The following is a 24,541-nucleotide window of genomic DNA, read 5'->3' as shown; positions in this document are numbered from 1 at the left end:
ATTGATGTTACCTTGATATTGTTATGGGTATACTATGTTGAACGACAAGATTTACCGTAGAAGTCACACTATTCTCTAGCTTTACTCTACGCGGCAATTCTTTCACCAAGATTCTATAGTCTTTTTCTCTAGTAGAAAAATTCTGTGTATTTTTTAAAGCTATTCGTATCAATTGCATTTGACCGCCCTGTAAAGGAGTTGCCACTAAATCTTTAGTTTCTTTATATTCTTCTATACCATCTTCGTATATACGTTTTAAAAGGACTAATTGAAACTTTTTAGGTGTATAATCATTATTTTGCACCGTCATAGTTGCTATTTTATTACTTTTGTTTATCTCTATGTTGACAGGTACGATAGTAGCACTAGCAAAAGAATTAAAAGTAAATAATATAAATAGAATAGGTAGAAATCTTAAAAAATATTTTTTCATAATATTAATATGCTACGGTTACCGTAATTGTATCGTTATAAGTATCAGAAGGAACATTTGCCCCTGGAAGGTATCTTGCCATATACTGTGAGTGTTTGAGGTAATCCCGTACCTCTGTTCCTGCTACCCAGTCACTTGATTGTGGTTTCCCCAATTTTGAGTTCTTGCCGCATTGGAGTAAAGATTATAGGGTAAATAACTAGTAGTATTACCGGTCATTTTTCGAGTAGTTGTAGTAGCGGCCGGAGCTTGACCGGCATTTAATGAAACAGTATAAGGAGTACCTAAAGTACAAGTTATAGTGAGCGTATTTGTTTGCAAGGAATCGACAGTTGGAACATAAGTACCGAAAGCTAAAGGAGTAGCAACTACCAAGCATGACGGTAAAACAGTTGCACTAACAAGGAAAAAAGCATTGGCAGATGAAGTAAAACTGTTACCTGTACTTATAGTTAAGATAATAAAACCGATAATATTTCGTAGAATCTTATTCATAATTTTAATAAAAATAATTAATATTCATTATTAATCTTTTACAAATCTTAATGATTTTACAAGACTAGCTTAAAAAATTATTATACTTTAATATAAATATATGATATTTTTCCCACAAAAATTTGTTTTAGTTGTTCTTTAAATTTTATTATTTTTTTGGGGTATTAAATGGCTATTAAAATAGCAATCAGTCAATTTAAGTCTCATTGTCTTGAAATAATAGAAAAATTACAAACCGATAGGAATCTATTATAATTACTAAAAGAGATAAAGCAGTAACTCCAATATTACCTATAAATACTAAAAAATCTCATTATTCGGTATGCTAAAAAATAAGGCTGAGATAAAAACTGATATATTAGAACCAATAGAAGAAAAGTGGAATGTAGAACAACCTTTAAATTCATCTTGTCTAGACCTATCACAATTATATTCTACTGTTTAATTTCTATAAATATACTCATATAACAATTGATTATTTCCTCAATATCCAATAAAATCCTTTTTAAAATTTAAATATAAAAAATAATGCATAATACCGATGTTGTAATAATAGGTGCCGGTCCGGTTGGATTGTTTGCAGTTTTTCAGGCAGGAATGCTTGGCATGAAATGTCACGTTATTGACGCACAAGAGGCTGTTGGCGGTCAGTGTATTACTCTATACCCTGAAAAGCCTATTTACGATATACCGGCATATCCTAAAATTGCAGCAGAAGAGCTAATAAAACAGTTAGAGCTTCAAGCAGCTCCTTTCGAGCCTGTATATCATTTAAATCAGCAAGCTATAGAGCTAAATAAGCAAGATGATTTTTTTGAAATTAAAACCTCAAAAAACACTCTTATTAAAAGCAAAATTATTATTATTGCAGCAGGAGGAGGTTCATTCGGTCCGAACAAACCTCCTCTTGCAAATATTGAAGATTTTGAAGGCAAATCGGTTTTCTATTTCATTAATGATAAAAATAAATTCACAGGTAAAAATATAGTTATAGCAGGCGGCGGGGATTCGGCTGTTGACTGGGCTATTTCTCTTTCGGAGATTGCAAATAAAATATATTTAGTTCATAGACGTGATAAATTTACGGCTAGCCCTGAAAGTGTAAGGCAGTTAAGAAATCTTGCAGAACCCGGTAAGATTGAATTAGTAATCGGTTATCAGTTAAATGCTTTAGATGGTAATAATGGTGCACTTCAATCAGTTATAGTTAGAGATCTACAAAATAATACCCATAAATTAGAGGCTAATATATTGCTACCGTTTTTTGGTTTAAAACAAGATCTAGGTAGCTTAGCAAATTGGGGTTTAAATGTTAAGCTTCACCATATTGAAGTAGACAATTCCTACTATCAAACTAATATAGAAGGTATATATGCCATTGGTGATATTGCTCATTACGCCGGTAAACTTAAACTGATTCTTACAGGTTTTGCCGAAGCGGCAAGTAGCCTTCATCACGCTTATAGTAGAGTATTTGACGGCAAAGCCTTACATTTTGAGTATTCTACCACAAAATATGGGGAAAAGAAGTAAGGTAAAAATCATAGTACCCTACGATTTTTACTTTATGTTATTCCAGCAAAAGCATTGTTGCATGGCTCGATATAGCGGTTCTATGTCATTCCCGCGTAGGCGGGAGTGACATACATAATCTTTGTAAAAAGCGTAAGATATTATGGATAAAAATATAGTGAATAATATAATTGACAGTAAAGCGTTAGCAAATGAGATATTGGCAGATTTAAAGCTAGAAATTCAAGAGCTTAAAGATAAAACTAAAACTTCACCAAAGCTTGCTATAGTATTAGTAGGCGACAATCCGGCAAGTATTATTTATGTAAAAAATAAAATAAAAAATGCTCACAAAATAGGAATCGATACTTTATTAGTAAACCTATCTACTACTATTCATACAGATGATTTAATATCGAAAATCAACGAGTTAAACCTCAATAACGAGATTTCTGGAATTATAGTTCAACTGCCTTTACCAAGCTCCATAGATAAAAATAAAATTTTATCGGCTGTATTACCCTCTAAAGATATCGATGGTTTTCATCCTTTAAATGTCGGTTATTTACATAGCGGTATTAGTCAAGGCTTTATACCCTGCACTGCCCTTGGTTGTCTTGCAGTTATAAAAAAATACGAACCGAATTTAAGCGGTAAAAATGTTGTAATTATTGGACGCTCAAATATAGTAGGTAAACCTTTAAGTGCTTTACTATTAAAAGAAGATTGCAGTGTTACTATCTGTCATTCTAAATCGCAAAATTTAAGTAAGATTACCTCTAAAGCTGATATCGTTATTGCTGCAATAGGGAATCCTTTAAAATTAACTGCAGAATATTTTAATCCTGAATCTATAGTAATTGATGTAGGTATTAATAGAATTAACGGCAATAAAATTATCGGTGATGTTGATTTTGAAAATGTTAAGTCTAAAGTAAAATATATTACTCCCGTTCCTGGCGGTATTGGACCTATGACTATTGCGTTTTTACTTAAAAATACAGTAAAAGCGTTTAAAGATTCTTATAGTACCGTATGTCATTCCTGCGAAAGCAGGAATGACATCAAGGTTATATAATAACGCCTATACTTCACTGTTATAAATATTAGAAAGTTCTACATAATTTCTTACGTTATCTTGCATATATTCTAAATCTTGATCGGTTAAATATCTAACAAATTTTGCAGGGCAGCCCATCCATAATTCCTTAGATTTAATTATTTTCTTTGGAGGAATAAGACTTCCTGCAGCAATAAAAGCATATTCTTCTATTACTGCATAATCCATTATCGTAGTACGCATACCGATAAATGCATTATTATGTATTGTGCAGGCATGAATAAGAGACAAATGACCGATAGTTATATTATCTCCTATTTCTACCGGTCCGTTAAATCTTGAAGTATGAATTACACTACCGTCTTGTACGTTAGTATTATTTCCTATTTTTATCGATTCAACATCACCTCGTAGAACCGTATTAAACCAAATGCTTGAATTACTCCCTATTTCAACATCTCCTATTAAAGAGCTGCTTTCGGCAATATATGCACTTTTATCGATTTTTGGCGTAATTCCTTTATAAGGGATAATATACATATCATTTAATTATAATCTACCCAAGAAATATTACCGTCTTTACGGTAATAAACTATATTTATACGATCATTATTGATATTTTTAAACACTACCGCAGGTAAATCTTCTAAATCCATTTTCATTACCGCCTCTTTTACTGATAATTTTAATATTTCCACAGGCTTCTCGGCAATAATTGCCGGATTATCATTATCTTCGGAGTGAGAGGTTTCACTATCAGGTTGCGAACTAATAATATATTTAGTACCTTCGTGAGCAATTTCGGATATTTTTACTTTACCCGTATGATGATTTTTGAATTTTGATTTATATTTTCTAAGCTGTTTTTCTAGTTTTGACATAGCTTTATCAAAAGCTACATATATATCGCTACAACTATCATTACTTTTGACTATATTATGTTTGCCTGAACCATATTTTACTATAATGTCACATTTAAAGTTAATTCCCTCTTTTGAAAAATGTATATCTATATTTATTATATCGGTAAAATATTTTTTAACGACTTGCGTAGCCCTCTCTTTTGAATATTCTTGTAAGCTATTACCGATCGAAATATGTTGAGCTGAAACTGAAATAATCATAAAGAACCTTTATAATTTTGAATAAATTAATTGTATAGGTGTTACTTAGTAACACCTATACAATTAATTTATATTTAGAGTAATTTCAAGTTTTATTACAAATTAATTTAATTTAAACTTTAGCCGCAGAGCTTAGGAGGATTATCTTTAAGATGTAATTTATTAATTAGTTTTTTAACAGTCTTTCTTACACAACTAGGCTCAATGCCGATTTCTAAACAAGTAGAATCAAAATCTTCATTATTTTCAAAAAGCCACTTTTTAGCGTTATATTCTGCTTTTGTTGCTTCTTTCTTTGTGGAAGTATTAGTCGCATCTATTATTGTCTGCATAATAATAGCACTTCTAAGAGCAATATCGGGTATAGGATTATAAAGTTTAATACGCTCAAAAGGAGTAGTTAATTTAATGACATATGGTTTAGTCATATAAAATCTCTAATAATTACTTAACAAAATCCTTAAAAAGTATAATAATTTTCAAGGCTTCAACTAATAGTAACAACTTGGATTAATAGAGATATCTATTGATTATAATATTAGTGATAAGCAGTAACGTTTAGAGGTTTAGGTTCTGTATATTTTTTGATAAAATAAGATATTTTACTCTTGCAGAAATGGAAGAATTGTTATATATGTATTGTTTCTCTTATGTATAAGGGGGTGTAGCTCAGTTGGTTAGAGCGTCTGCCTGTCACGCAGAAGGTCGCGGGTTCGAGTCCCGTCACTCTCGCCAATCTTTTCAAGGGTTTTCAGGACTGCCCTCCGTTTTCTAAAAAATCCATATGCTCCTTATATGCTCCAAATTGTCTAATATTTGATCTATGTTTTGCTCAAAAAATATGCTGTACCTACTACTATTATACTATTCCCCGTTAATGAGTTTTTTAAAATAATTAACTTTATAAGACCAAAAGTAATTTTCGTTACTTTTTAAAGCTCGTATATTCAATATAAAATCATTTTCATCATAGAGAAAAATTGTAACTAAATTTAAATACGATAGAGTACCGAGAATAATTGAACGAAATAAACCCAGGGGTGATTTTAATAAATTTCTATCAATTAGAAGTATGATTTTATGGCAATTTGAATAAAATACTGATTAGTTTATAGTAGGCATATGAATTGTATCAGGCTTCCTAGCTAAAATAAATTCTACAGTTAATTTTCTACCTATCCCGTTTGGATAAATTTCACGTAATAAGTCTTGATCTTTAATGCTACAATCTAAATATGGCTCAATTATAGCTATTCTTTCTTTTATAGTTTTGTCATGCATAACAGTTACAACTCCCAATTGAACTTAAATAATTCAAGTTTGACCACCAAGAAGCCGAGTTAAAACCAATGGTGATCGGGGAGTTAGAAACACCGTCAATAAGAACAGCTGAGTAGTTTTTAGGCTTAAAGGTAATACTCTAAGCCCTGAACATAACTACTACCTCCTCGACCATAAGATGTCGAGGAATAAACCAATTTAACGGTGGTTTTACCGCTTATTGAAGGAGGTTTCTACACTCCAGAACAGCTTTGCCATTCCGATTGTGATATTAAATTATTAATGCATTTAAGTCAATTCAAGAGTTTTTTGTCGTTCTCGGTTTTTAAGATATTTTGCTCGTGTATACTCTAAAATTAATCTTTATGCGTAATTATCATACTTTGCTAAAACGTAGTGCAATAAAGCCAAACTATCGGCTTCGTTATCGTCAATCGGCGTAAAGCATTTCTTCTTAACCGCCTTAATTACCTCATCTTTATTAGCATTACCTTTGCCCGTTATATGTTTCTTTATAGTCCCGACAGGCACGCCTAAATAAGGGATTTGGTGATGCTCACAAAAAGCCATCAAGTGAGCTACAAACTCGCCGTATTTGTGAGCGGCATCTACGCCGTTATGACTTCTTACTGCTTCAAAAAATACTAGATCAATGCCGTCTTCGGATTTTTTAAGGTCTACAAGCCATTTTCTAAAGCGTAAATAAACCATACCGCCACCCTCAAACTTGTTAGGTTGTAAATTTATCGTTCCTGATTTAATTATTTGCTTTTTGTTATATATTGCCCAGCCGGTAGTAGTGCCGAGGTCAAGAGCTAATATTGTTTTATGGTTATGCGTATTCATTTAGTTACTCTTTAAATATTTCTTTTAGTATTTTTGGGTTACGTAACACCTCATTTAGAAAATAAGGCTCTTGTAATACTTTCGTGATAAACTGCGTGGTAGTTCCTACAAAATATTAGCAGTAACTAAGCCATGGGTTTTGGCAGCAATCTTGAGCATATTTACCTGTTCCAGTATTACATCCTCATATGAATACTTATAAAAAGCACTATGTGATATCCCTTACAGGCGAGCTTATTAACCCGTAATACTATTTACCGAAATATGAGAGCTTGAAAAGCTTTATTAGTTCAGCTTACTCGTTGGTCTAAGGTCAGTATAAATTGAAAAAAACAACTTGTGTAAATTGGTTCTTTGAAAGAACCGAATATTGAAAAGAATAAAAAAACGTAGGAAATGTAAAAAAAGCTTTAAACGGTCTTCCTGATATTATAGCAGTTGACCCTATCCGTAACGTATTTGACGGCGGAAGAAGCGGTGCTACCGAAAATGAAAACGATGCAATGATGTTCTTTTTAAGGGAAAGGATTGAGAAATTAAGAGATCAAATAAACCCCGAAGCAGGCATTGTTTTAGTCCATCATACTAAAAAGATAACGCATACACAATTTGATGAAGACCCGTTCCAAGCTTTCAGTGGTGCTAGCAGTTTAAGAGGTTATTATACCAGCGGAATTTTATTATATCAGCCTGAACCGAAAAATGAAAATAGACATTTAATTTTTGAACTGCGTAACGGCAAAGAAGTTCCTACTAAAATAATTAATAAAGCTGATGGTGTTTGGGTTGAAGTAAATCCTTTAAACATACCGATTATAAAGCAACATTACGGCAATAAGCTTAATGCGGAACGAGACCGTCGAGAGCAACTTATTATGGATATTTTAGAAGATGAAGCTAGCGTAGGACGAGCATATTCAATTAATGCTTTTTGCGAAGCATTTGACGGAGAGAAAGGGCTTGGCAGTAAAGATTCTATTAAACCAAGGATCAAGGTTTTAACTAGGAAAGGGCATATAAAGTTTTTTAAAAATACTACAGATTATGGTTTAGATAAATGTACCTCTAATTATGGTTTAATGTGTTTTAAAGATATGCAGCTAGGTAGAAAACGTGGAGGCAGCAAAAAAGTGTTACCTACTCATTACTTACATCATGAATTTGAAGAATTGCACCCTGTGGAAAACCAAGAATTTTGGGTCATGCATGATAAAAAAATAGATGTTGGATAATTTAACGATATTCAAGTTAGGAATGAAGTTTATACAACTTTAAGGCTTTAAAACCCTTTTAATGATAAGATTTTTAAGGTTAAGGTTTCAAGTTAGGAATCAAGTTGAGGTATTTCCCCTAACTTAAAATTCACACAAGCTAAAAAAAGCCGTGAAATACCCTATACTATAGGCACAATTCAAGTTAAGGGTTAAGTTGAGGAGGTTTTCTACAACTACTTCAATTAAAATTACAAAACTATAGAAAATCAATAACTTACAGGGTTTTTAAGTTGAGGAAAATGAATAGCTAAAAAATCAAGTTAGGCATCGCCGTAAGCCTTAAGTTACAAGGGTTTGAGAGAGATAATTTAAGTTAGGAAAATAACACCTATACTATGTATAGTATATAGGACTATAAAAGTCCTTGATAACTATAGTATAGGATTTTGCGTGCGTGATGGATCATAAACCATGCTAAAAAACAATGATAAAATCAAAGGTACAAAAATGTTAGAAATAAGCAAACAGGACAAAAGACCGATAACCAAATTTTATCACTGCTATCTTGAGGATATTAAAAACGGCGTCGGCTTAAACAAATGTCGAGGTATTAACGAGGAGCAGTTTAGAGCGGCGGATCGGTTGATTAGCAATTACGAGCATGCTTTTGCCGGCAAAGGAGGCAGTAGCGTTATCAAAGTTGATAGTGTTAAACAAATCAAAAGCAGTTATAGCACTGCGAAGCTTGAATCACAAATTGATGCACTACATAACCACAAGCTAGTATTCTCACGGTTAAATCAAAAATCACAAGAGATTATCGAGCATTTTTATTTGAATGAGCTACCTGTAAGACAGTGTGAGCTGAAGCAAAGCCCGCAGTGGATCAAAGGCACAGGAACTAGAAGGCTGCGAGAAGCACTTGATGATTTAGCAGAGATTTATAAGAATTTACTGAGGTAAAACGAGTAAAAATAATAAAATCGGTTACTTAAAAAAATAATTTTAAAGGTTGTTTGGCTTAAGAAAAAGGATACATAATAAAATTTGGTTACTGTTATAAACATGTCCCTCTACCCCTATTGCTACTAGGGAAAACGGATGGTATAATGATATGTAAGAATGAAATTAGTAGAGCAATATGTCAGTCATTAGAGAACAAATTAGCAATAGCGATTTAAAGCAATTACTAGCACCGATAGCGATGAACGCTAATAAAAACGATATTATAGCGGTAAATACTGCAGGGTTTGATAGCGTAACTTTTGTGGTGCTGGTAGGAGCATCGACAGGAGCATTAAACGATGATCGATATGTACAAATTAAGCTGCAACACTCGAACGATCAAAATGCCAATTTTACAGACTGTATTGATGACGAAGTAGTTAGTAACCAGCAGAATCAGGGCAATATAATTGAGCTAAAAGCAGTTCTCGATATTAACACAAGGTTTATAATGGGCTATATTGGGGCTAAAGATTATGTTAGACCGGTAATAACCGTAACTGATGATTTTGGAAATCAAGGCGTAATAATAGGGATTGCAGCGTTAACACGCTCCTAAATATAAACCGATCAGAGTAAATTAAACAATGAGCTTTGTTATTAACATCAACAGTAATATCAAGCATCTAGAGCGTTATATGGACAACTTAGAAAAGAAGCAATTACCATTTGGTACAAGCCTTGCTTTAAACAAAATAGCCCTGTTATCACAAAAACATATTTGCAAAGCCATTCCACGCATCTTTAACAATAGCAGGAATTGGTGGGATAGAAGACAAGGCATTAAAGTAGAGTTTGCTGATAAATATAAACGTAGCTCTGCCGTTTATACTAAGGCTCATTTTGCAAATATTCAAGAGGAAGGCGGCACAAAAAGACCTTATTCGGGTAAAATGATAGCCGTACCCACAAGCAACGTACCGAAGAAATTAAGAGTATCTAATGCTTTACGTAAGGGGAAGACAGCAATAAGAATATCTTTAAGCTTGGTCACTCTATATATATAAGCGGTTAGGCTCTAGTAGGTTGCAGCGTCTATATAGCCTAACACCTAAGGCAAGTATTAAAGCACGCTTCGGCTTTAAAGATATGGCAGTATCAACGTTTAACAAACATTGGGTATATTTACAGAGAGTTTTAACCATGCATTAGACACGGCTAAATAACATAAAAGGTACTTGCCTAGCCTTTCGACTGCGGGTAACTGACCACCCCACCTACTTTCTAGCGATAGAAATTTTAAACCATTTCGTTTCGTTCTGAATATTTTAAGTGCTTAAATACTTTCAAAAGCCTTTAAATATAAGGGTTGTAGCTTATCATATATGAATGCAAACTACGACAAAAAATGAAGTATCTTATTTCGTTATGTTCAATAATGTCTTATTTTCAGGCTTCGCTATATCAATCATACCATGTTTTTCAGGATCAAAATCTTGAGGAAATTTTGTAGGCGGAAAGCTTTCGGACGACAGACCTATACAATTCGGAAAATGTAACTGTAGAAATGCCCAAATTCTATAATCTATATTACATGGATTAATGGCTTGAAAATTAATAATAAGCGTTTTCTATATTAACGCGAGGAGTAAGATAAAGGTTTTCAGGCTTAGAAGAGAACATTGGCCTTTCAGATAAATCTGCTCCCATTAAATTGGCATAGCTGAAATTCGCATCCAAATATAGAGTTTTATGGAACTGTACTTTACATAGATTACTTCCTGTAAAATTTGCACCAACTAGACTAGAATGATCAAATTGTGAAAAAGAAAAATCATTATCACGTAAGTCTGCAAGCAAAAAATCTACATTAATGAATTGGCTATGTTGAAAATTATTAAAATCCAAGGTTGCTTTAATAAAGCTTACTTTCTCAAAGTAAGAATTTCTAAAACTTATATCATGATACAATTTGCCTATTCCACTTAAGTGGATACCATTTAAAATAAGATTTTTTAAATCATTTTTATAATAAGCGACAAAAATGCTTAATTCCTTCCAAAGGTCAAGATTAATATTGTCATAAGCCGGTATAAGCGACTTGATAATACTAAATATATTATAAATTTTAGGTTCTGTAGGAACTTTTATTTGTTGAAAAGAAGGGATTCTTTCTAATATAAATTTATGATTTTGCCCATCAGCAAGTGTTACTAAGTTTACAACTTTATTATCTATAGAGAAAAGAGTAAATTCATATCTAGCAAAAGCTAAGGCATATAATGTGAGGTACAACCCTATTACTGCATGAAGTGCTTGTAACCAAAATTTAATTTGAGGGCGAGAACAAAATTTATAAATTAATTTAAAGGGATCCATAAAAATATATGTTAGTGAACAATACAACGAAAATATCTTAAATATTTAGTAAAATGTAAAGTAATTTAATTTCGATAATGAACCCTACTATTTATAAAGCACCTGACATAGCACAAGCATTAGGTTTAACTACTCGCAGGGTTCAGCAACTAGTTAAGAGTGATATATTACCTAAGCCTGTTAACGGCAATTATGATTTAGCGGGATGTATTAGAGCTTATGAGAAGTATTTACAACAGCAGAATCTAGGCAAAAACAATAATCTACATACTCAAAGCTGAGGTTACTAAAAGCCCAAGCGGATAAGGCAGAGCTTGAGGTACAGATATTAGAGGGTAAATACTTATCAGTAACGGAAGTAGAACTTACTTGGTCGAACTTATTACTTGCTTTTAGGGCACAAGGATGCTAGGCTTCCAAATAATCTAGCAAGGCAAATAATAGCCCTTAATAATGATTTTGCCGCAGTCTCTAATTTACTTGAGAAAGAAATATATGCGGCTTTGCTAGAGCTTAGTAATTATAGCGGTGAAGAAGATATGACAAAAAATAGCGAGCATAATAAAACCACCACCGAAATTAACAGTGAGCCAGTGGGCGGATCGGTATCGCAAATTATCAAGTGAGGCTAGTAGCGAACCCGGTAGCTGGAGTACCGATAAAGCTCCTTATCAGCGTACTATTATGGACGCTCTTTGAATGATCCAAAAATAGAGATGATCGTTTGTAATGTCATCGGCACAAGTCGGTAAGACGGAAATCATTAACAACATAGTCGGCTACCATATTCATCAAGACCCCGCATCGATGTTTTAGTAGTACAGCCCACCGAAAAGCTAGCTGAGAGCTGGTCGACTGTGACCGGTTATTACCGATGCTAAGAGATAGTGAGGTGTTTAAGAATCTAGTTAAAGACCCAAGAAGTAGAGATTCAGGAAACAAGTCACGTGAGGGGGGGTGGATAGTTTAATTGATAATTTTGCCGACGCTGCTTTTGGTGTAGGTAATCATGTTAAGAGCTTAAAGGAAGTATGTAGCGATTTCTTTAAGGAATTGCAAAGCGATATTTTAAAAATGACTTTGAAAGAAGATATTATTGGTACAAGCGGTGGTGGTGGACTACTTGGCAGTTTATTCGGTGGCAGCAGTGGTGGCGGTCAGTCAGGAGCAAGCGGCATTTTATCAGGGCTTGGTTCTACATTTGGCGGATTCTTGCAAAAGGCGACACCGTTCGCCCAAATAAAGCCCATATTGTCGGTGACGGCGGTGAGCCTGAGGTATTTTATACCAAATTCTATACACACACCTTTTAGCCAAATACAATCAGCCGGTAGCGGTAATATTGTTGTTAACATGCATATCCAAACTCCCGATGTAGCTTCCTTTAACCAAAGCCGCAATCAAATTACCGCTGATATGGCAAGGCAAATATCAAGAAGTAAACGTAATGTATAATATTATAAACTTGACAAGATGTTAGTACGCATTGTACAATGTAGTTGTAATTAACAATATAGGCTAATATGAGTAGTATTACTACAGCAAATGCTAGAGAACATTTTTCAGAAATAATAAATCGTAGCAGCTATGGTAAAGAAAGAATAGTATTAAGTCGTAGAGGTAAAGACCTTGCTGCCATAATTCCTATGGAAGACTTAAAGCTAATAGAAATGATTGAAAATAAATTAGATTTACAAGAAGCTAAAGAAGCTATTAAAGAAGCAAAGCTAAAAGGTACTATTTCTTTAGAAGAATTTAAAAAAGAAATATTGTAAATATGCAATCTGAATATAAAATTGAGCTTGCCCCAAATGCTCAAAGGCAACTCAAAAAATTATCTAAACAATTATAACTTACTATAATCCAAAAACTCGAAGATTTAAAAACTACACCTTTACCTGTAGGGATAAAAAAGCTATCTGGTATAGATAATTTATACCGTTTAAGAATAGGAAATTATCGAGTAATTTATCAAGTAGCACATAAAATATTATTAATTTTAGTACTAAAAATAGGCGATCGCAAAGAAGTTTACGATAATCTCAAAGCTGTATCTAATAATCCATCTTAAATAACTCTTTCTTACATATGATTTCCTTTGCAGAAAGTCAGTTTCCGCCGGAAATATCTTACGGCTCTAAAGGCGGTCCTGAATTTTCCACTGATATTGTAGCTACATTTAGCGGTTATGAGCAGCGTAACATTAACTGGCACAAGGCACGAGCTAGATACGACATTAGTAGCGGCATAAAAACCGAAGAACAATGGCAGCAGCTAATAGCATTTAGATCAAGAAGAGGCAAAGCAATAGGATTTCGTTATAAAGATTGGTCGGATTATAGGGCTATTAATCAACTAATCGGCAAAGGTAACGGACAACAAACAGAATTTAGGCTAATTAAGCATTATATAAGCGGTGATTATAATTATACTTGCATCATCAATAAACCGGTAAATAATAATTTCTGTAAAATCTATATCGATGCCCTGCCCTTAGAAAGCGGTTTTAATATCGATTTTACAACCGGTATTGTGACGTTTAACTTAGCTCCAAGAAACGATGAAGAAATAACAGTACATCCTTCCTTTATACCACTTTCAAATGCCACTTTAATACCATCGTGTATAGCTGATTGGTAAGTATAAATTAACTTTTCTTTTACCATATTATTAATAATAATTAAATTTAAACGCACTATACATGTAAATATATTTTAGTCAATAGCTTTATTAAAAAATTAACTAATATTTTCTAAGATGCTGATGTTAAAAACCACCAATAAAAGCGGATAGTTCAGTTAAAATAAATTTAATTAAAAAAGAATAGCTTATATAGTCAATTCAGCCCTATTTGCTGACAGGCGTAAGGAACAAAGCCTATAATAATAGGCGAAAGTTCAAATCAATTGACTATACATCAGAATAGTAAGGCATTAGCAAGGATATATATTAAGCAAGGAAAATCACATTTTGATTGAAAAGGCAAAAAGAATTACACTACTATAGCTTGCATTAATTTAATATATGACATTTTGACTATTTTCCGATCCATACAACAGAGCCAAGGACTGCTTACAATAATAAATCTCTATTCATTTATCGGCGTTTCTACCAAAGCATGCTTCAGTACTTGATCAATATTTGATACGGATATAATTTCTAGGCTTTCTTTTATATTTGGCGGTATATCTTTTAAATCTTTGACATTCTCCTCCGGAATCAACACGGTTTTAATCCCTCCCCTACTCGCAGCTAATAACTTCTCTTTAAGACCGCCGATAGGCAAGACATTTCCTCTTAAAGTAATTTCGCCTGTCATTGCTACAGTGCGGTGTACGGGTATTTTAGTCATTAACGAAACAATAGTCGTAAACAAAGCACAACCGGCAGAAGGACCGTCCTTTGGAATAGCACCTGCCGGTACGTGAATGTGAATATCAAAATCTTTATAATTGTCGTATTTTAATCCAAAATTTGTTGCTCTACTTCTAAAACAGCTATAGGCAGCCATTGCCGATTCTTTCATAACATCGCCGAGTTTTCCGGTGGTCTTTATTTCACCTTTCCCTAGGAATGCTAAAGCCTCTATAGTTAAAAGCTCTCCTCCTACTTCAGTATAAGCAAGTCCTGTAGTACTCCCGATTTGATCTTCTTTCTCGGCAAGCCCGAAATTATATTTTTTAGCCCCTAAAAATTCTTCAAGATTATTACTATCTATGGCAATATGCTTAACCGTTTTATCTGCTAAAATTTGCTTTAGTGCTTTTCTAGTTAACGCTCCTATTTCACGCTCTAAAGCTCTTACGCCTGATTCCTTGGTGTAATATCTAATTAAATCTAAAATTGCCGTCTCGGATATAGTAATTTCATCTTTTTTGATTTTATGCATTTTAAATTGTTTTGGAACTAAATAATTTTTGGCAATTTGGAGCTTTTCTTCCTCTACATAACCGGAAATATATATTTTTTCCATTCTATCACTTAAAGCTCTAGGTAAATCATGAGAGTTAGCAGTAGCAATAAATATTACATTTGATAGATCATATTCTACTTCTAGATAATGATCCACAAAGTGACTGTTCTGCTCAGGGTCTAATACCTCAAGCAAAGCGGATGCCGGATCACCTCTGAAGTCAGAACTCATTTTATCGATTTCATCAAGCAGCATTACAGGGTTACTAGTCTTAACTTTCTTAAGTTGACCTAGAATTTTACCGGGCATTGATCCAAGGTAAGTTTTTCTGTGTCCTCTGATTTCTGCTTCATCTCTAACACCGCCGAGAGCCAATTTAGTGTATTTTCTACCCATTCCTTCGGTAATAGATTTTACAAGTGAAGTTTTACCGACTCCAGGAGGACCGATTAAACATAATATAGGTCCTCTAATTTTACTTGAACGCTGTAATACCGCTAAATATTCTATAATTCGTTCTTTAACTTTTTCAAGGCCAAAATGATCGCGATTTAAAATTTGCTCAGCTTGGTTAATATCTATTTTGCTATTATCATATTTACCCCAAGGCAGGCTAAGCAACGTCTCAAGATAGTTACGCGTTACTCCCGACTCCGCCGACATTTGGTTCATGGTACGGAGTTTCTTAAGTTCAGCTTCAGCTTTTTCTTTTGCTTCTTTTGATAATTTTAAACTTTTAATTTTTTTCTCGATATCGGCAAGTTCCGATTTATCTTCATCAAGCTCCTTTTGAATAGCTTTCATTTGTTCGTGTAGATAATAATCACGCTGCGTTTTTTCGATTTGCTTTCTTACTCTTTGCTGCAACGCTTGCTCGGTTTCTGAATTTACTATATTGGAAGTAAGCGTACTAATAACCGTAGTGATACGCTTAAAAGGATTAGTTTCTTCTAATAAATGCTGCTTTGCCTCAAGTGAAGTTATCAAATGTGAAGCTAATATATTTATAATATTTATGAAATTAGTACTATTACTTATTTCTTTATTGATAGTTTCAATAATTTCCGCATTAACTTTCTTATCATTAATCGCATATTTACTAAATAGTTGTACTGCATTATCCACTAATGAACGCATGTTATTAACGTCAAATATTTCTTCATCCGGAATAATTTCGTAATTCGCTTCAAAAGCTTCTTCGCCTTTAATGTTACTCAGCTTTACTCTTGCTACTGCTTCTATTAAGATTTTTGCCGTATTATTAGGCAGCTTCACTATTTGGATAATCTTGGCAAGTATACCTGTGTTATAAAGCTCGTGTTTATTAGGGTTTTCTTGATCAAATTTTTTCTGTAAAGTTACTAAAATATATTTACTATTATCTTCCTCGGAAATGGTAGTATGAGAGAGTGCTTGCAGCGATTTTTGTCTACCCACAAAAATAGGAGCAATTACCCCGGAGAATACTACCATATCTCGTAATACCATAAGCGGCAGGGATTTTTTATTCATCAATTAAAACCTTTTAAAATTTCTAATTATTAACTATATAATATAGCATAAACACGATTTCAAGCCATCTTTATTAATTATATTTATGAATTTATTACTACAATCCTCTCAAAATGTAGCAGCCGCACATAATAGAATAAAACAATATCTACATTTAACTCCGATCGTTCACTCCGAAAGCTTAAATGAGATGCTCGGTCACGAGATTTTTTTTAAAGTTGAATCATTACAAAAAACCGGTGCATTTAAAGTTAGGGGAGTATTAAATCATTTATTAGAACTAAAAGAGCAAGGAAAATTACCTGATAAAATAGTCGGTTATAGTACAGGTAACCATGGAATCGGTCTTGCTTATGCAAGTAAATTATTCGGTATTAAAACAAGGATCTATTTGCCGTTAAATACTTCAAAAGTAAAGCAACAAGCAGCTCTTTATTACGGCGGTGAAGTTATATATACAAATACTCGGCAAGAAGCAGAAGAGAGAGCAAAAGAAGATACGGAGCAAGGATTTTACTATATGCATCCTTCCGATAGTGATTCTACGATAGCAGGTGCCGGCACGTTATGCTATGAAGCATTACAGCAGCTAGGCTTTAGTCCTGATGCTATTTTTGCCTCTTGCGGCGGCGGCGGTTTAATTTCCGGATCATATCTTGCCAAGGAATTAATATCACCGACAAGCTTGTTAATAGGTTCAGAACCTCTTATGGCTAATGATGCTTATTTATCGATTAAAAATAATAAGATATATAGATTTGATAATGCACCGACTACCATAGCAGACGGTCTTAAAACCTTGAGTGTATCGGCTCGTACATTTGAATATCTGAAAAAGCTTGATCATTTTTATTTAGCAGAAGAATATGAAATATATTACTGGACGGCGTGGCTTACTCATTTACTAAAAGTAATATGCGAGCCGTCAAGTAGCATAAATATGGTTTCGGTAATAAATTTTTTAAAAATGCAATCCCAACCTCAAAAGTTACTAGTACTAATCTCAGGCGGTAATATCGATCCTATTCTTTATAACGAGCTATGGAAAGAAGAGTATTTAACCGTTCCACCTAATATTAAAATTTAACCTTTACTTCTTACTACTCCTTGATTTTGAGTAAGAGTATTAGGAGTATTTTTCGGTGGTTTTATATTCGAGCTTCTCAGTTTTATTAAATCTTCAAACATAGTTTTATCAAATGCTATTGGATTGATTTTTCTTAATTCTACTAAATTAAAATTATTAACTTGTTGCGGTTGAACTACAATAGGCCCACTCGTAGCAGGAATTAAATTTTTAAATTCAGGATTAGTTGCTGCTTTATCCTTATTTTCATTCAAAAATTTTGTTAGACCTTCAGCAATTTCAGGATTTGTTAAAGCGTTTGAAAAGATTTTATCATTAATTGTTTTCACTACATATCCATCATTTAGAGTAATATATTTATCTACAACTTTTCCTAATCTTTCTTCCAAATAATTTTTACCTGTAAATATCTGCTTAAATTTTTTCCATAAAGAAGTACCTCTATCATTAATATCTTTTAATTCAGTGGCTATTTTAGTACTATTTTCAGCTAGATAAGTAGAATCTAACTTGTTTAATTCCCGTATTATGACTTCAGGATTCTTTATGCCTGATGAGTTAGTAAGTACCATAGTTTGTTCTAATTGCTTACTAATTTTATTATTTTTTTCTAATCTATTATTAATCTGCTGCACCGTATTAGTGGCTGCCTTTTGTAATTCCTTAAATTCCGCTTGAGATAATTGATTTACTCTTGGGATAAACCGCTTACTATCTTCATCAAATTTTTGATTTTTATCTCCTTGAATAATAAATTTTTCATATTTTTCAAGTTTTTCCGAAGTATTTTTAGGATCTTGTTTTAAAATTTCTATAGCTTTATCTTTTATAGCTTGTGCATATTGTTCTTTAGGTATAGCTTTTCCACTTACGGCTATTAATGCTGCTTTAGTTGCTCTTATAGGATTGGCAAAGATTTCTTCTTCATCTTCTATACCCATTAATGATAATTCATCAAAAGGTCCTCCTTTATTTAGAGGAAGTACAAAACCCTTAAGTGCTGCCTCAGCCCTAGCGATATCAAACTTTAGCTTATCTGCTGCACTAGGTATTAGTTTTGTATCTTGTCCTAAATTAATATGCAGGTTATCTACTAATTTTTGTACATCTTTATTTTCTACAACTTCACTAATAATTTTACTGGCAAGAACTTCAAGCGTACTAGTAATATATTCTTCAGATTGTAAATATTGTTGAATAGGGTCTAGAGTAACAATATTTTTATTCAAAGTATCTAATCTACTATCTACGTTTTTTATATCAACTATTTTTCCTTTTACTGCAGCCGATATCTCAGTTACTTCATCATTTTTTTTAATTTTTTCAATATCTCTATTAGTTACAACTTCTGCCATATATTACTCATTATTAAAATATTTAATATATACCAAAATTTTATAATTTGCAAGCTATGAGCGTGTAAGCCCCTGTTTTTTCTGACTCTCTCTACTGTTATTAAGGTTTTCAACGTGAGATTTAGAAGTTGATATAGATGGCTTTAAGCCTTGCACTTTTTGTTGGGCTTGCCCCTGCTCTTTTCCTTTATTACTAGGTGAGTTTTTGTGCCAATTCGTAAATCTGTCACTATTTGCTTTTAGGACAGTGAATGCTTTATCTATATTTTTTTGAGCATAATCTATACCGGTAACAAATTTTACAATTTTTTGCAATATATTAGTTTTGGCTGCTTTTTGTAATTCTTGTGCTATAGTTTCTCCTGATTCTTTTGTGTATTCTGCTAAATATTCAGGATCTAACTCTGTTAATGCTTTTTTAGCACCGTTAACAAGTGCAGGATTACTACTCTCAAGTAATGGAGCAAAATCCTTAATAATTTTGCTACCTTGCTCCGTCATTTTTTCAGGCGATAGTTTACTTATTGCTGATAGTAATGGTTTGATTATCTCAGGCTCTTTGATTCCTTGCTTATAAATACATGATAAAGCTTTTGCCTCTTTTTCGTTTGTTTGAAAAGTAATTTTAAAAAATTCGGCTATCTTTAATGCTTCTTGTGTTAATGCTTCTACTTGTTTTGGATCGTTAATTCTCTCTTGTCCATCACGTTTAGGGGTAGTATTCTTAGTCAGAAATTCTCTGTAATTATTTAATTTTGCTTCTGAAACATTTTCTTTAAGGTTATCTAATGTTTTATCTATTAATTTCTCTCTATATTGTTCTTTAGACATTTTTTGGTTAGCTAATTCTAACATAGCTTTTTCTAATGGTTTTTTAATATCCATCACTTCATCTTGGCTCAAGCCATTACGTTTTCGGTCGTTCATCTGCTCTACTTGAGCCTCACTTGAATCTATAGCAAAACCTTTTAAAGCAGCTTCATTTTTAGCATTTGCAAAACTATATTTTCTTTTTTCTTCTTCCGACGAAATTAATTTAATTACTTCATCATGAGTGTTATATATTAGTATCAGTTAAAGATTGAACTACATCATGTGGTAAATAATTAGTACTAAAAGGAGCACACTGCGATTCTATTGCAATAAAGATATTTTGTCTAGTAGCGGTAACATAGTTAAGCAGAGAAGAAGTATCTTTAAAAAATTTAATTTGATTATTTGATTTACTATCAATACTACTTATATTATCTAAAAATTTATTATATAATTCTTCTGTACTTAATGGAGCTTGGCGATTTCCTTCAGGTTTATTAATATCTTTAGGTCGGGTAGAAACCATAACATTTACTCCATATTTTAATTAAATTAGTTCCATGCTATGGTAACCCCCACAGAACCGTGCTTGCGATTTTCCCGCACACGGCTCCTCAATGAAACATTTACTATAAAGCTAGAATTAATACATTGCATTACATATCCTCGGTGTTGGTAGTGGATTCCACTGTAGATAATTTTGATACTCTTTGACATTCATACTCTTTTTCTGACTGCGACGATTTATCCACTTGAATACTATCCAAAAGATCGACTTATAAAATTTATAGAGACAGCGATAATTACCACTCACTCCAAAATAATTATAATGGCCCGTTAATTTAGATTTAAGTACTGGCCACCATGCTTTAAGACACAATTTATTACGTATATTCTTTAACCATTCCTTAGTTTCCTTAAGCTTCTGACAAAGATTCTCCTTACTCGTCTTATGACCCATAACGAAATACCCTTGTCTACTCTTACCGCAATAATGCGTAAACCCAAGAAAGGTAAAAGTTTCTACTTTTTCTTTACTTCCCTGAGCATGTTTCCAAACTTTTCGTCCAAATTTAAGAACTCTAGTCTTATCTTCTGATACCTGTAGACCAAACTTTTCTAACCTTACATGTAGCAGATCTAGAAAATTCTTTGCATCTTTCTCACTTTCACAACATACTACAAAGTCATCACAGTAGCGTATTAGCTCCATGTGTCCTTTTGCTTGTGATTTAACTTTCTTAAACCATAAGTCTAGTACATAATGAAGATAGATGTTTGCAAGTAATGGACTAATCACTCCTCCTTGAGGAGTGCCTACCTCCGTTACTAACTGCTTTCCATCCTCAACTACTCCAGCTTTTAAGAATTTTCTTACTAACCACAATAAATTACGATCAACAATTTTCTCCTCTAAGCAACGTTGTAGCCAATAGTGATTAACATTATCAAAGAACCCTTTAATATCTACTTCCACAATGTAATTAATTGGCTTAGTCATAACCGTTTTGTGTAATGCTCTTATTGCATCGTGACAGCTTAACTTAGGTCTGAATCCATAAGACATATCCAAAAACTCAGCTTCATAAATCTGTTCTAAGATTTGCTTTAGCATAATTTGAACTAACTTATCTTCAACTGATGGTATACCAAGGCCACGCTTCTCATTCTTACCAGCTTTTGGGATATATACCCTCTTTACTGGTTTAGGACGATATTGCTTCAACTTTATCGATTCCACTAATTGATTAAGCCTATCTTCTAGATTAATACCGTATGCTTCCACTGTCTCACCATCAATCCCACAAGCTTTATTACGCTTGAGCACTTGATAGCATTCTGCAAGATTAGCCTCATTAACATGATGTATTAATGATGTGAATTTTAGCCTTTTATCTTGCTTCGCTCTTTTAGCTATTTGATTGAGTTTAACCTGCATCACTATAATAACCTCAGCGTGTTATCTTGAACGGTACTCAACCAAGCTTTCCATTGCTGACCGCTTCCCCATGTACATAGCTTTCCTATACTCCGAGTACTATCAGTCAGTCCGACTTCTTCTGTATCATTTGTCAGTTCTTGCCTATTTTGACTTGTCCCAACATACTCTTTCGAGAATACAGAAGATCTCCCAAGTTTACGTAAACTCCATCTCATACCATGCCACCGGACTCCGACCCCGATAGAGTGAGTTGTGACTTACCATTACGTCACCCTTCATGCTGCCTTCCGCACTATGAAAAACGTCGGCCTCTATAATGTTGGATATTTCGGGGCTCAACACCTTCACTTGCGTTGCAGCCTGGTATGTCGCTTCTACTGGCTTCATCACATTTGTCGCCTCCTGTAATGCAATAGTTGCTTCTATGCTGTTGGTTAGACTTTGCATAGGTGGGATTTTCACCAACTGATTTTTACGCACTTTCCTTGGCGCACTCATACTTTTCCTCTATTAATTAAATTAGATAATAATTAGTTAAAGAATGCAAACCAATTTAAAATTTATGAATGAAAATTAATTAAAACTTGTAAAAAGAATTGTATTTTTTCATAGAAGAGGTCCTGATCGTAATTTCGTCAGGAATTTCAGTTATGAATCTTGAGGGGTAAGAGCGGACTATTTCATAAAATATTTTTCGGCTTTCCGCATGGGTAATGTAGAGGTCTTTTTTGGCTCTAGTAATGCCGACATAAGCAATACGGCGTTCTTCTTCTAAGCCTTTTTCGCCGTCTTCGTCTAGAGATTTTTGAGACGGAAATACCCCCTCTTCCCAACCAGGTAAAAACACTACGTCAAACTCAAGCCCTTTAGCAGCGTGCAGGGTCATTATAGTGACGGAACCGCCGTAATTAGTTTCTAAGCTCTCATTTTCCATAACTAAGCTTGAATGTTCGATAAAATCATGAATATCATTAAACTCGGCAATAGCTCTAAGCATTTCATTAATATTCTCGATTCTACCGAATGCCTCTTCAGTTTTCTCCTCCTTAAGCATTTCAAGATAACCGGAATCATCAAGTATTGCTTTAGCAACATTTATCGGGGCATCGGTGTAAAATCTTTCATGCCAATTATCGATTTTAGTCACAAAATCTTTTAGAGTTTCATATGATTTTGCTTTGATTTCACCTTTTTCTAGCATTTCCTTAATAGCTGCAAAATTAGAAATACTCTGCTCAATAGCATAGGCTTTAATTTTACTTAAAGTAGCTGCACCGATTGCCCTTTTTGGTACATTTATAATACGTTCCAGTGCTAAATTATCGTTTTGATTCAAAGATATACGGATATAAGCAAGGACATCTCTAATTTCCATTCGTTCATAGAATCTTAAGCCCCCTATAATTTTATAAGGCATAGCACTATTTATAAAAGCTTCCTCAAAACTTCTAGTTTGGAAACCTGCCCGTACTAATATAGCGATATTACCTGCATTATATCGGTCTGCTCTTACTAACCTATCTATTTCGCCGGCTATATATCTTGCCTCTTCTTTATCACTCCAACAAGAGATGATTTTTATCTTTTCACCGTTTTCCCTATCTGTCCATAATGTTTTACCGTGACGGTTTTTATTATTATTGATAACATTGGAAGCGGCAGCAAGTATTGGTAGAGTTGATCTATAATTTTGCTCTAATTTAATAATTGTTGCACCTGAAAAATCTTTTTCAAAACGTAATATATTACCGACTTCCGCTCCCCGCCAGCCGTAAATAGACTGATCATCATCCCCTACACAACAGATATTTTTATATAAACTTGCGAGCATTCTTGCCCATAAATACTGCACAATATTTGTATCTTGATACTCATCTATCAAAATATACCGATATTTATCTTGATAATATTTTAATATATCAGGATTTTTAATAAACAGCTCATTATTATAAAGTAGCAAATCTCCAAAATCCAATGCATTAGAGATAAGAAGATTCTGTTGATATTCTTGATAAACAAGTTTTGCTACTCGTTGCACTGGTAGATTAATATCTGAGGCTGATAATTTACTTGGTAGTAATCCTTGATCTTTCCATCTAGAAATTATGATATGTATTAATTTAGGAGCATATTTTTTAGTATCAATATCTTTTAGCTTTACTATATCTTTAACTAGTTTTAATTGATCATCTTGACTAATAATAGTAAATCTATTATTTAATCCAAGATTTAAATGCTCTATATGTTCCCGTAATATCCTAGCTGCCATTGAGTGGAAAGTACCGATATTAAGACCGTAGCAATTAATTAAACTATGAACCCTTTCAGCCATCTCTTTAGCCGCTTTATTAGTAAAAGTAACAGCTAGAATATTTTGAGGCGAGGCTAAATTTTGATGAATAATATTAGCTATTCTTGAGGTAAGTACCTTTGTTTTACCTGTCCCTGCACCTGCAAGCAATAAAAGCGGCCCTTCAGTGTGAAGAACTGCTTTTTGCTGTTGCGGATTTAATGTATTTAGAAAATCTTGGTTTTGCATTATACCTGTCATACCGTGGCCCCTCCACAGTATCCACGAAAAAAATTTAAAAAGACTTGATGCCGTGATCAAGTCACAGCATGACACTGTC

At 33.4% G+C, this 24,541-nt stretch carries 29 protein-coding genes, 1 tRNA gene and 1 pseudogene; 16 read left to right on the top strand and 15 right to left on the bottom strand.

What is annotated here, in order from left to right:
* Nucleotides 1-7: 7 nt before the first annotated feature.
* Nucleotides 8-310, bottom strand: a complete 303-nt coding sequence (locus tag ACIAS7_RS05775) for a fimbria/pilus periplasmic chaperone (protein WP_473199431.1) — start codon at nt 308-310, stop codon at nt 8-10.
* 246 nt (nt 311-556) lie between these two features.
* Nucleotides 557-928, bottom strand: a complete 372-nt coding sequence (locus ACIAS7_RS05770) for a Csu type fimbrial protein (protein WP_473198592.1) — start codon at nt 926-928, stop codon at nt 557-559.
* 168 nt (nt 929-1,096) lie between these two features.
* Here ACIAS7_RS05770 and ACIAS7_RS05765 point away from each other — a divergent pair.
* From ACIAS7_RS05765 to folD, 3 genes and pseudogenes are all read left to right on the top strand, one after another.
* A pseudogene (locus ACIAS7_RS05765) lies at nt 1,097-1,373 on the top strand (type II toxin-antitoxin system Phd/YefM family antitoxin).
* 83 nt (nt 1,374-1,456) lie between these two features.
* Nucleotides 1,457-2,461, top strand: coding sequence for an NAD(P)/FAD-dependent oxidoreductase (locus ACIAS7_RS05760; protein ID WP_473198591.1), 1,005 nt, complete (start codon nt 1,457-1,459; stop codon nt 2,459-2,461).
* A gap of 157 nt (nt 2,462-2,618) precedes the next feature.
* Entirely contained in the window at nt 2,619-3,518 is a 900-nt protein-coding gene (gene folD / locus ACIAS7_RS05755) for a bifunctional methylenetetrahydrofolate dehydrogenase/methenyltetrahydrofolate cyclohydrolase FolD (protein WP_473199430.1), read from the top strand.
* A gap of 6 nt (nt 3,519-3,524) precedes the next feature.
* Here the strand turns inward: folD and ACIAS7_RS05750 are convergent, their stop codons facing one another.
* From ACIAS7_RS05750 to ACIAS7_RS05740, 3 genes are all read right to left on the bottom strand, one after another.
* The gene (locus ACIAS7_RS05750; RefSeq protein ID WP_473198590.1) at nt 3,525-4,040 is read right to left on the bottom strand and encodes a gamma carbonic anhydrase family protein; all 516 of its coding nucleotides are present in this window, start codon (nt 4,038-4,040) and stop codon (nt 3,525-3,527) included.
* Nucleotides 4,041-4,045: 5 nt separating this feature from the next.
* Complete coding sequence (hpf, locus tag ACIAS7_RS05745; RefSeq protein ID WP_473198589.1) at nt 4,046-4,624, bottom strand: ribosome hibernation-promoting factor, HPF/YfiA family; 579 nt, start codon at nt 4,622-4,624, stop codon at nt 4,046-4,048.
* A 119-nt stretch (nt 4,625-4,743) separates the two neighbouring features.
* Nucleotides 4,744-5,052: a hypothetical protein gene (locus tag ACIAS7_RS05740; RefSeq protein WP_473198588.1), complete on the bottom strand. Its 309-nt coding sequence runs from the start codon at nt 5,050-5,052 to the stop codon at nt 4,744-4,746.
* Between the two features lie 230 nt (nt 5,053-5,282).
* On the opposite strand from ACIAS7_RS05740, the gene ACIAS7_RS05735 reads away from it, so the two are divergent.
* Nucleotides 5,283-5,359: transfer RNA gene (locus ACIAS7_RS05735), tRNA-Asp, on the top strand.
* A gap of 369 nt (nt 5,360-5,728) precedes the next feature.
* Here ACIAS7_RS05735 and ACIAS7_RS05730 read toward each other — a convergent pair.
* Nucleotides 5,729-5,905: a hypothetical protein gene (locus ACIAS7_RS05730; RefSeq protein ID WP_473198587.1), complete on the bottom strand. Its 177-nt coding sequence runs from the start codon at nt 5,903-5,905 to the stop codon at nt 5,729-5,731.
* 363 nt (nt 5,906-6,268) lie between these two features.
* Nucleotides 6,269-6,751: a crossover junction endodeoxyribonuclease RuvC gene (locus tag ACIAS7_RS05725; RefSeq protein ID WP_473198586.1), complete on the bottom strand. Its 483-nt coding sequence runs from the start codon at nt 6,749-6,751 to the stop codon at nt 6,269-6,271.
* Between the two features lie 503 nt (nt 6,752-7,254).
* Between ACIAS7_RS05725 and ACIAS7_RS05720 the strand changes: the two genes are divergently transcribed.
* The 4 genes from ACIAS7_RS05720 to ACIAS7_RS05705 all read left to right on the top strand — a co-directional run bounded on the left by ACIAS7_RS05720 (nt 7,255) and on the right by ACIAS7_RS05705 (nt 9,977).
* On the top strand, nt 7,255-7,983 hold the full coding sequence (locus tag ACIAS7_RS05720) for a hypothetical protein (RefSeq protein WP_473198585.1): 729 nt from the start codon (nt 7,255-7,257) through the stop codon (nt 7,981-7,983).
* A gap of 489 nt (nt 7,984-8,472) precedes the next feature.
* On the top strand, nt 8,473-8,928 hold the full coding sequence (locus ACIAS7_RS05715; protein WP_473198584.1) for a hypothetical protein: 456 nt from the start codon (nt 8,473-8,475) through the stop codon (nt 8,926-8,928).
* Nucleotides 8,929-9,106: 178 nt separating this feature from the next.
* Nucleotides 9,107-9,529, top strand: coding sequence for a hypothetical protein (locus ACIAS7_RS05710; RefSeq protein WP_473198583.1), 423 nt, complete (start codon nt 9,107-9,109; stop codon nt 9,527-9,529).
* Nucleotides 9,530-9,557: 28 nt separating this feature from the next.
* Entirely contained in the window at nt 9,558-9,977 is a 420-nt protein-coding gene (locus ACIAS7_RS05705; protein WP_473198582.1) for a hypothetical protein, read from the top strand.
* A gap of 547 nt (nt 9,978-10,524) precedes the next feature.
* Here the strand turns inward: ACIAS7_RS05705 and ACIAS7_RS05700 are convergent.
* Nucleotides 10,525-11,289 carry a pentapeptide repeat-containing protein gene (locus tag ACIAS7_RS05700; RefSeq protein WP_473198581.1) on the bottom strand — a complete coding sequence of 255 codons (765 nt, stop codon included), beginning with the start codon at nt 11,287-11,289 and terminating at the stop codon, nt 10,525-10,527.
* Between the two features lie 77 nt (nt 11,290-11,366).
* On the opposite strand from ACIAS7_RS05700, the gene ACIAS7_RS05695 reads away from it, so the two are divergent.
* The 7 genes from ACIAS7_RS05695 to ACIAS7_RS05665 all read left to right on the top strand — a co-directional run bounded on the left by ACIAS7_RS05695 (nt 11,367) and on the right by ACIAS7_RS05665 (nt 13,929).
* Nucleotides 11,367-11,570, top strand: a complete 204-nt coding sequence (locus ACIAS7_RS05695; protein ID WP_473198580.1) for a hypothetical protein — start codon at nt 11,367-11,369, stop codon at nt 11,568-11,570.
* A 105-nt stretch (nt 11,571-11,675) separates the two neighbouring features.
* Nucleotides 11,676-11,915, top strand: a complete 240-nt coding sequence (locus tag ACIAS7_RS05690; protein WP_473198579.1) for a hypothetical protein — start codon at nt 11,676-11,678, stop codon at nt 11,913-11,915.
* Nucleotides 11,916-12,018: 103 nt separating this feature from the next.
* The gene (locus ACIAS7_RS05685) at nt 12,019-12,105 is read left to right on the top strand and encodes a phage terminase large subunit family protein (RefSeq protein ID WP_473199429.1); all 87 of its coding nucleotides are present in this window, start codon (nt 12,019-12,021) and stop codon (nt 12,103-12,105) included.
* A gap of 141 nt (nt 12,106-12,246) precedes the next feature.
* Nucleotides 12,247-12,744: a hypothetical protein gene (locus tag ACIAS7_RS05680; protein ID WP_473198578.1), complete on the top strand. Its 498-nt coding sequence runs from the start codon at nt 12,247-12,249 to the stop codon at nt 12,742-12,744.
* A gap of 68 nt (nt 12,745-12,812) precedes the next feature.
* A complete protein-coding gene (locus tag ACIAS7_RS05675) occupies nt 12,813-13,064 on the top strand; it encodes a type II toxin-antitoxin system Phd/YefM family antitoxin (RefSeq protein ID WP_473198577.1) in 252 nt (83 codons plus the stop codon).
* Nucleotides 13,065-13,147: 83 nt separating this feature from the next.
* The gene (locus tag ACIAS7_RS05670) at nt 13,148-13,360 is read left to right on the top strand and encodes a type II toxin-antitoxin system RelE family toxin (protein WP_473199428.1); all 213 of its coding nucleotides are present in this window, start codon (nt 13,148-13,150) and stop codon (nt 13,358-13,360) included.
* Nucleotides 13,361-13,377: 17 nt separating this feature from the next.
* A complete protein-coding gene (locus tag ACIAS7_RS05665; protein ID WP_473198576.1) occupies nt 13,378-13,929 on the top strand; it encodes a DUF2460 domain-containing protein in 552 nt (183 codons plus the stop codon).
* A 448-nt stretch (nt 13,930-14,377) separates the two neighbouring features.
* On the opposite strand, the gene lon is transcribed toward ACIAS7_RS05665, so the two are convergent.
* Nucleotides 14,378-16,714, bottom strand: coding sequence for an endopeptidase La (lon, locus tag ACIAS7_RS05660; protein WP_473198575.1), 2,337 nt, complete (start codon nt 16,712-16,714; stop codon nt 14,378-14,380).
* A gap of 85 nt (nt 16,715-16,799) precedes the next feature.
* Between lon and ACIAS7_RS05655 the strand changes: the two genes are divergently transcribed.
* Complete coding sequence (locus tag ACIAS7_RS05655) at nt 16,800-17,801, top strand: serine/threonine dehydratase (RefSeq protein WP_473198574.1); 1,002 nt, start codon at nt 16,800-16,802, stop codon at nt 17,799-17,801.
* On the opposite strand, the gene ACIAS7_RS05650 is transcribed toward ACIAS7_RS05655, so the two are convergent.
* The 6 genes from ACIAS7_RS05650 to pcrA all read right to left on the bottom strand — a co-directional run bounded on the left by ACIAS7_RS05650 (nt 17,798) and on the right by pcrA (nt 24,450).
* Complete coding sequence (locus tag ACIAS7_RS05650; protein WP_473198573.1) at nt 17,798-19,156, bottom strand: hypothetical protein; 1,359 nt, start codon at nt 19,154-19,156, stop codon at nt 17,798-17,800. The two genes, ACIAS7_RS05655 and ACIAS7_RS05650, sit on opposite strands and share 4 nt — an antisense overlap.
* A 54-nt stretch (nt 19,157-19,210) precedes the next feature.
* Entirely contained in the window at nt 19,211-20,083 is an 873-nt protein-coding gene (locus tag ACIAS7_RS05645) for a hypothetical protein (RefSeq protein ID WP_473198572.1), read from the bottom strand.
* Between the two features lie 130 nt (nt 20,084-20,213).
* Complete coding sequence (locus ACIAS7_RS05640; protein WP_473198571.1) at nt 20,214-20,495, bottom strand: hypothetical protein; 282 nt, start codon at nt 20,493-20,495, stop codon at nt 20,214-20,216.
* Between the two features lie 117 nt (nt 20,496-20,612).
* On the bottom strand, nt 20,613-21,908 hold the full coding sequence (gene ltrA / locus ACIAS7_RS05635; protein ID WP_473198444.1) for a group II intron reverse transcriptase/maturase: 1,296 nt from the start codon (nt 21,906-21,908) through the stop codon (nt 20,613-20,615).
* 2 nt (nt 21,909-21,910) lie between these two features.
* Nucleotides 21,911-22,126, bottom strand: a complete 216-nt coding sequence (locus tag ACIAS7_RS05630) for a hypothetical protein (RefSeq protein ID WP_473198443.1) — start codon at nt 22,124-22,126, stop codon at nt 21,911-21,913.
* A gap of 362 nt (nt 22,127-22,488) precedes the next feature.
* A complete protein-coding gene (gene pcrA / locus ACIAS7_RS05625; RefSeq protein WP_473199427.1) occupies nt 22,489-24,450 on the bottom strand; it encodes a DNA helicase PcrA in 1,962 nt (653 codons plus the stop codon).
* Nucleotides 24,451-24,541 lie beyond the last annotated feature (91 nt).

The organism is Rickettsia sp. 109562A South Dakota (genome assembly GCF_055791265.1).
The sequence above is the reverse complement of the archived record's forward strand: the minus strand, read 5'-3'. Positions and strand labels throughout refer to the sequence as shown.

What these genes read in the sequence shown, in the direction of transcription:
- ACIAS7_RS05715 (WP_473198584.1), top strand. Translation starts at nt 8,473, where the DNA reads ATGTTAGAAATAAGCAAACAGGACAAAAGACCGATAACCAAATTTTAT.
- ACIAS7_RS05705 (WP_473198582.1), top strand. Translation starts at nt 9,558, where the DNA reads ATGAGCTTTGTTATTAACATCAACAGTAATATCAAGCATCTAGAGCGT.
- ACIAS7_RS05675 (WP_473198577.1), top strand. Translation starts at nt 12,813, where the DNA reads ATGAGTAGTATTACTACAGCAAATGCTAGAGAACATTTTTCAGAAATA.
- ACIAS7_RS05685 (WP_473199429.1), top strand. Translation starts at nt 12,019, where the DNA reads ATGTCATCGGCACAAGTCGGTAAGACGGAAATCATTAACAACATAGTC.
- pcrA (WP_473199427.1), bottom strand. Translation starts at nt 24,450, where the DNA reads ATGCAAAACCAAGATTTTCTAAATACATTAAATCCGCAACAGCAAAAA.
- ACIAS7_RS05665 (WP_473198576.1), top strand. Translation starts at nt 13,378, where the DNA reads ATGATTTCCTTTGCAGAAAGTCAGTTTCCGCCGGAAATATCTTACGGC.
- hpf (WP_473198589.1), bottom strand. Translation starts at nt 4,624, where the DNA reads ATGATTATTTCAGTTTCAGCTCAACATATTTCGATCGGTAATAGCTTA.
- ACIAS7_RS05760 (WP_473198591.1), top strand. Translation starts at nt 1,457, where the DNA reads ATGCATAATACCGATGTTGTAATAATAGGTGCCGGTCCGGTTGGATTG.
- ACIAS7_RS05720 (WP_473198585.1), top strand. Translation starts at nt 7,255, where the DNA reads ATGATGTTCTTTTTAAGGGAAAGGATTGAGAAATTAAGAGATCAAATA.
- ACIAS7_RS05710 (WP_473198583.1), top strand. Translation starts at nt 9,107, where the DNA reads ATGTCAGTCATTAGAGAACAAATTAGCAATAGCGATTTAAAGCAATTA.
- ACIAS7_RS05650 (WP_473198573.1), bottom strand. Translation starts at nt 19,156, where the DNA reads ATGGCAGAAGTTGTAACTAATAGAGATATTGAAAAAATTAAAAAAAAT.
- ACIAS7_RS05770 (WP_473198592.1), bottom strand. Translation starts at nt 928, where the DNA reads ATGAATAAGATTCTACGAAATATTATCGGTTTTATTATCTTAACTATA.
- ACIAS7_RS05775 (WP_473199431.1), bottom strand. Translation starts at nt 310, where the DNA reads ATGACGGTGCAAAATAATGATTATACACCTAAAAAGTTTCAATTAGTC.
- ACIAS7_RS05740 (WP_473198588.1), bottom strand. Translation starts at nt 5,052, where the DNA reads ATGACTAAACCATATGTCATTAAATTAACTACTCCTTTTGAGCGTATT.
- ACIAS7_RS05700 (WP_473198581.1), bottom strand. Translation starts at nt 11,289, where the DNA reads ATGGATCCCTTTAAATTAATTTATAAATTTTGTTCTCGCCCTCAAATT.
- ACIAS7_RS05730 (WP_473198587.1), bottom strand. Translation starts at nt 5,905, where the DNA reads ATGCATGACAAAACTATAAAAGAAAGAATAGCTATAATTGAGCCATAT.
- ACIAS7_RS05630 (WP_473198443.1), bottom strand. Translation starts at nt 22,126, where the DNA reads ATGAGATGGAGTTTACGTAAACTTGGGAGATCTTCTGTATTCTCGAAA.
- ACIAS7_RS05655 (WP_473198574.1), top strand. Translation starts at nt 16,800, where the DNA reads ATGAATTTATTACTACAATCCTCTCAAAATGTAGCAGCCGCACATAAT.
- lon (WP_473198575.1), bottom strand. Translation starts at nt 16,714, where the DNA reads ATGAATAAAAAATCCCTGCCGCTTATGGTATTACGAGATATGGTAGTA.
- ACIAS7_RS05640 (WP_473198571.1), bottom strand. Translation starts at nt 20,495, where the DNA reads ATGGTTTCTACCCGACCTAAAGATATTAATAAACCTGAAGGAAATCGC.
- ACIAS7_RS05695 (WP_473198580.1), top strand. Translation starts at nt 11,367, where the DNA reads ATGAACCCTACTATTTATAAAGCACCTGACATAGCACAAGCATTAGGT.
- ACIAS7_RS05645 (WP_473198572.1), bottom strand. Translation starts at nt 20,083, where the DNA reads ATGAACGACCGAAAACGTAATGGCTTGAGCCAAGATGAAGTGATGGAT.
- ACIAS7_RS05750 (WP_473198590.1), bottom strand. Translation starts at nt 4,040, where the DNA reads ATGTATATTATCCCTTATAAAGGAATTACGCCAAAAATCGATAAAAGT.
- ltrA (WP_473198444.1), bottom strand. Translation starts at nt 21,908, where the DNA reads ATGCAGGTTAAACTCAATCAAATAGCTAAAAGAGCGAAGCAAGATAAA.
- ACIAS7_RS05725 (WP_473198586.1), bottom strand. Translation starts at nt 6,751, where the DNA reads ATGAATACGCATAACCATAAAACAATATTAGCTCTTGACCTCGGCACT.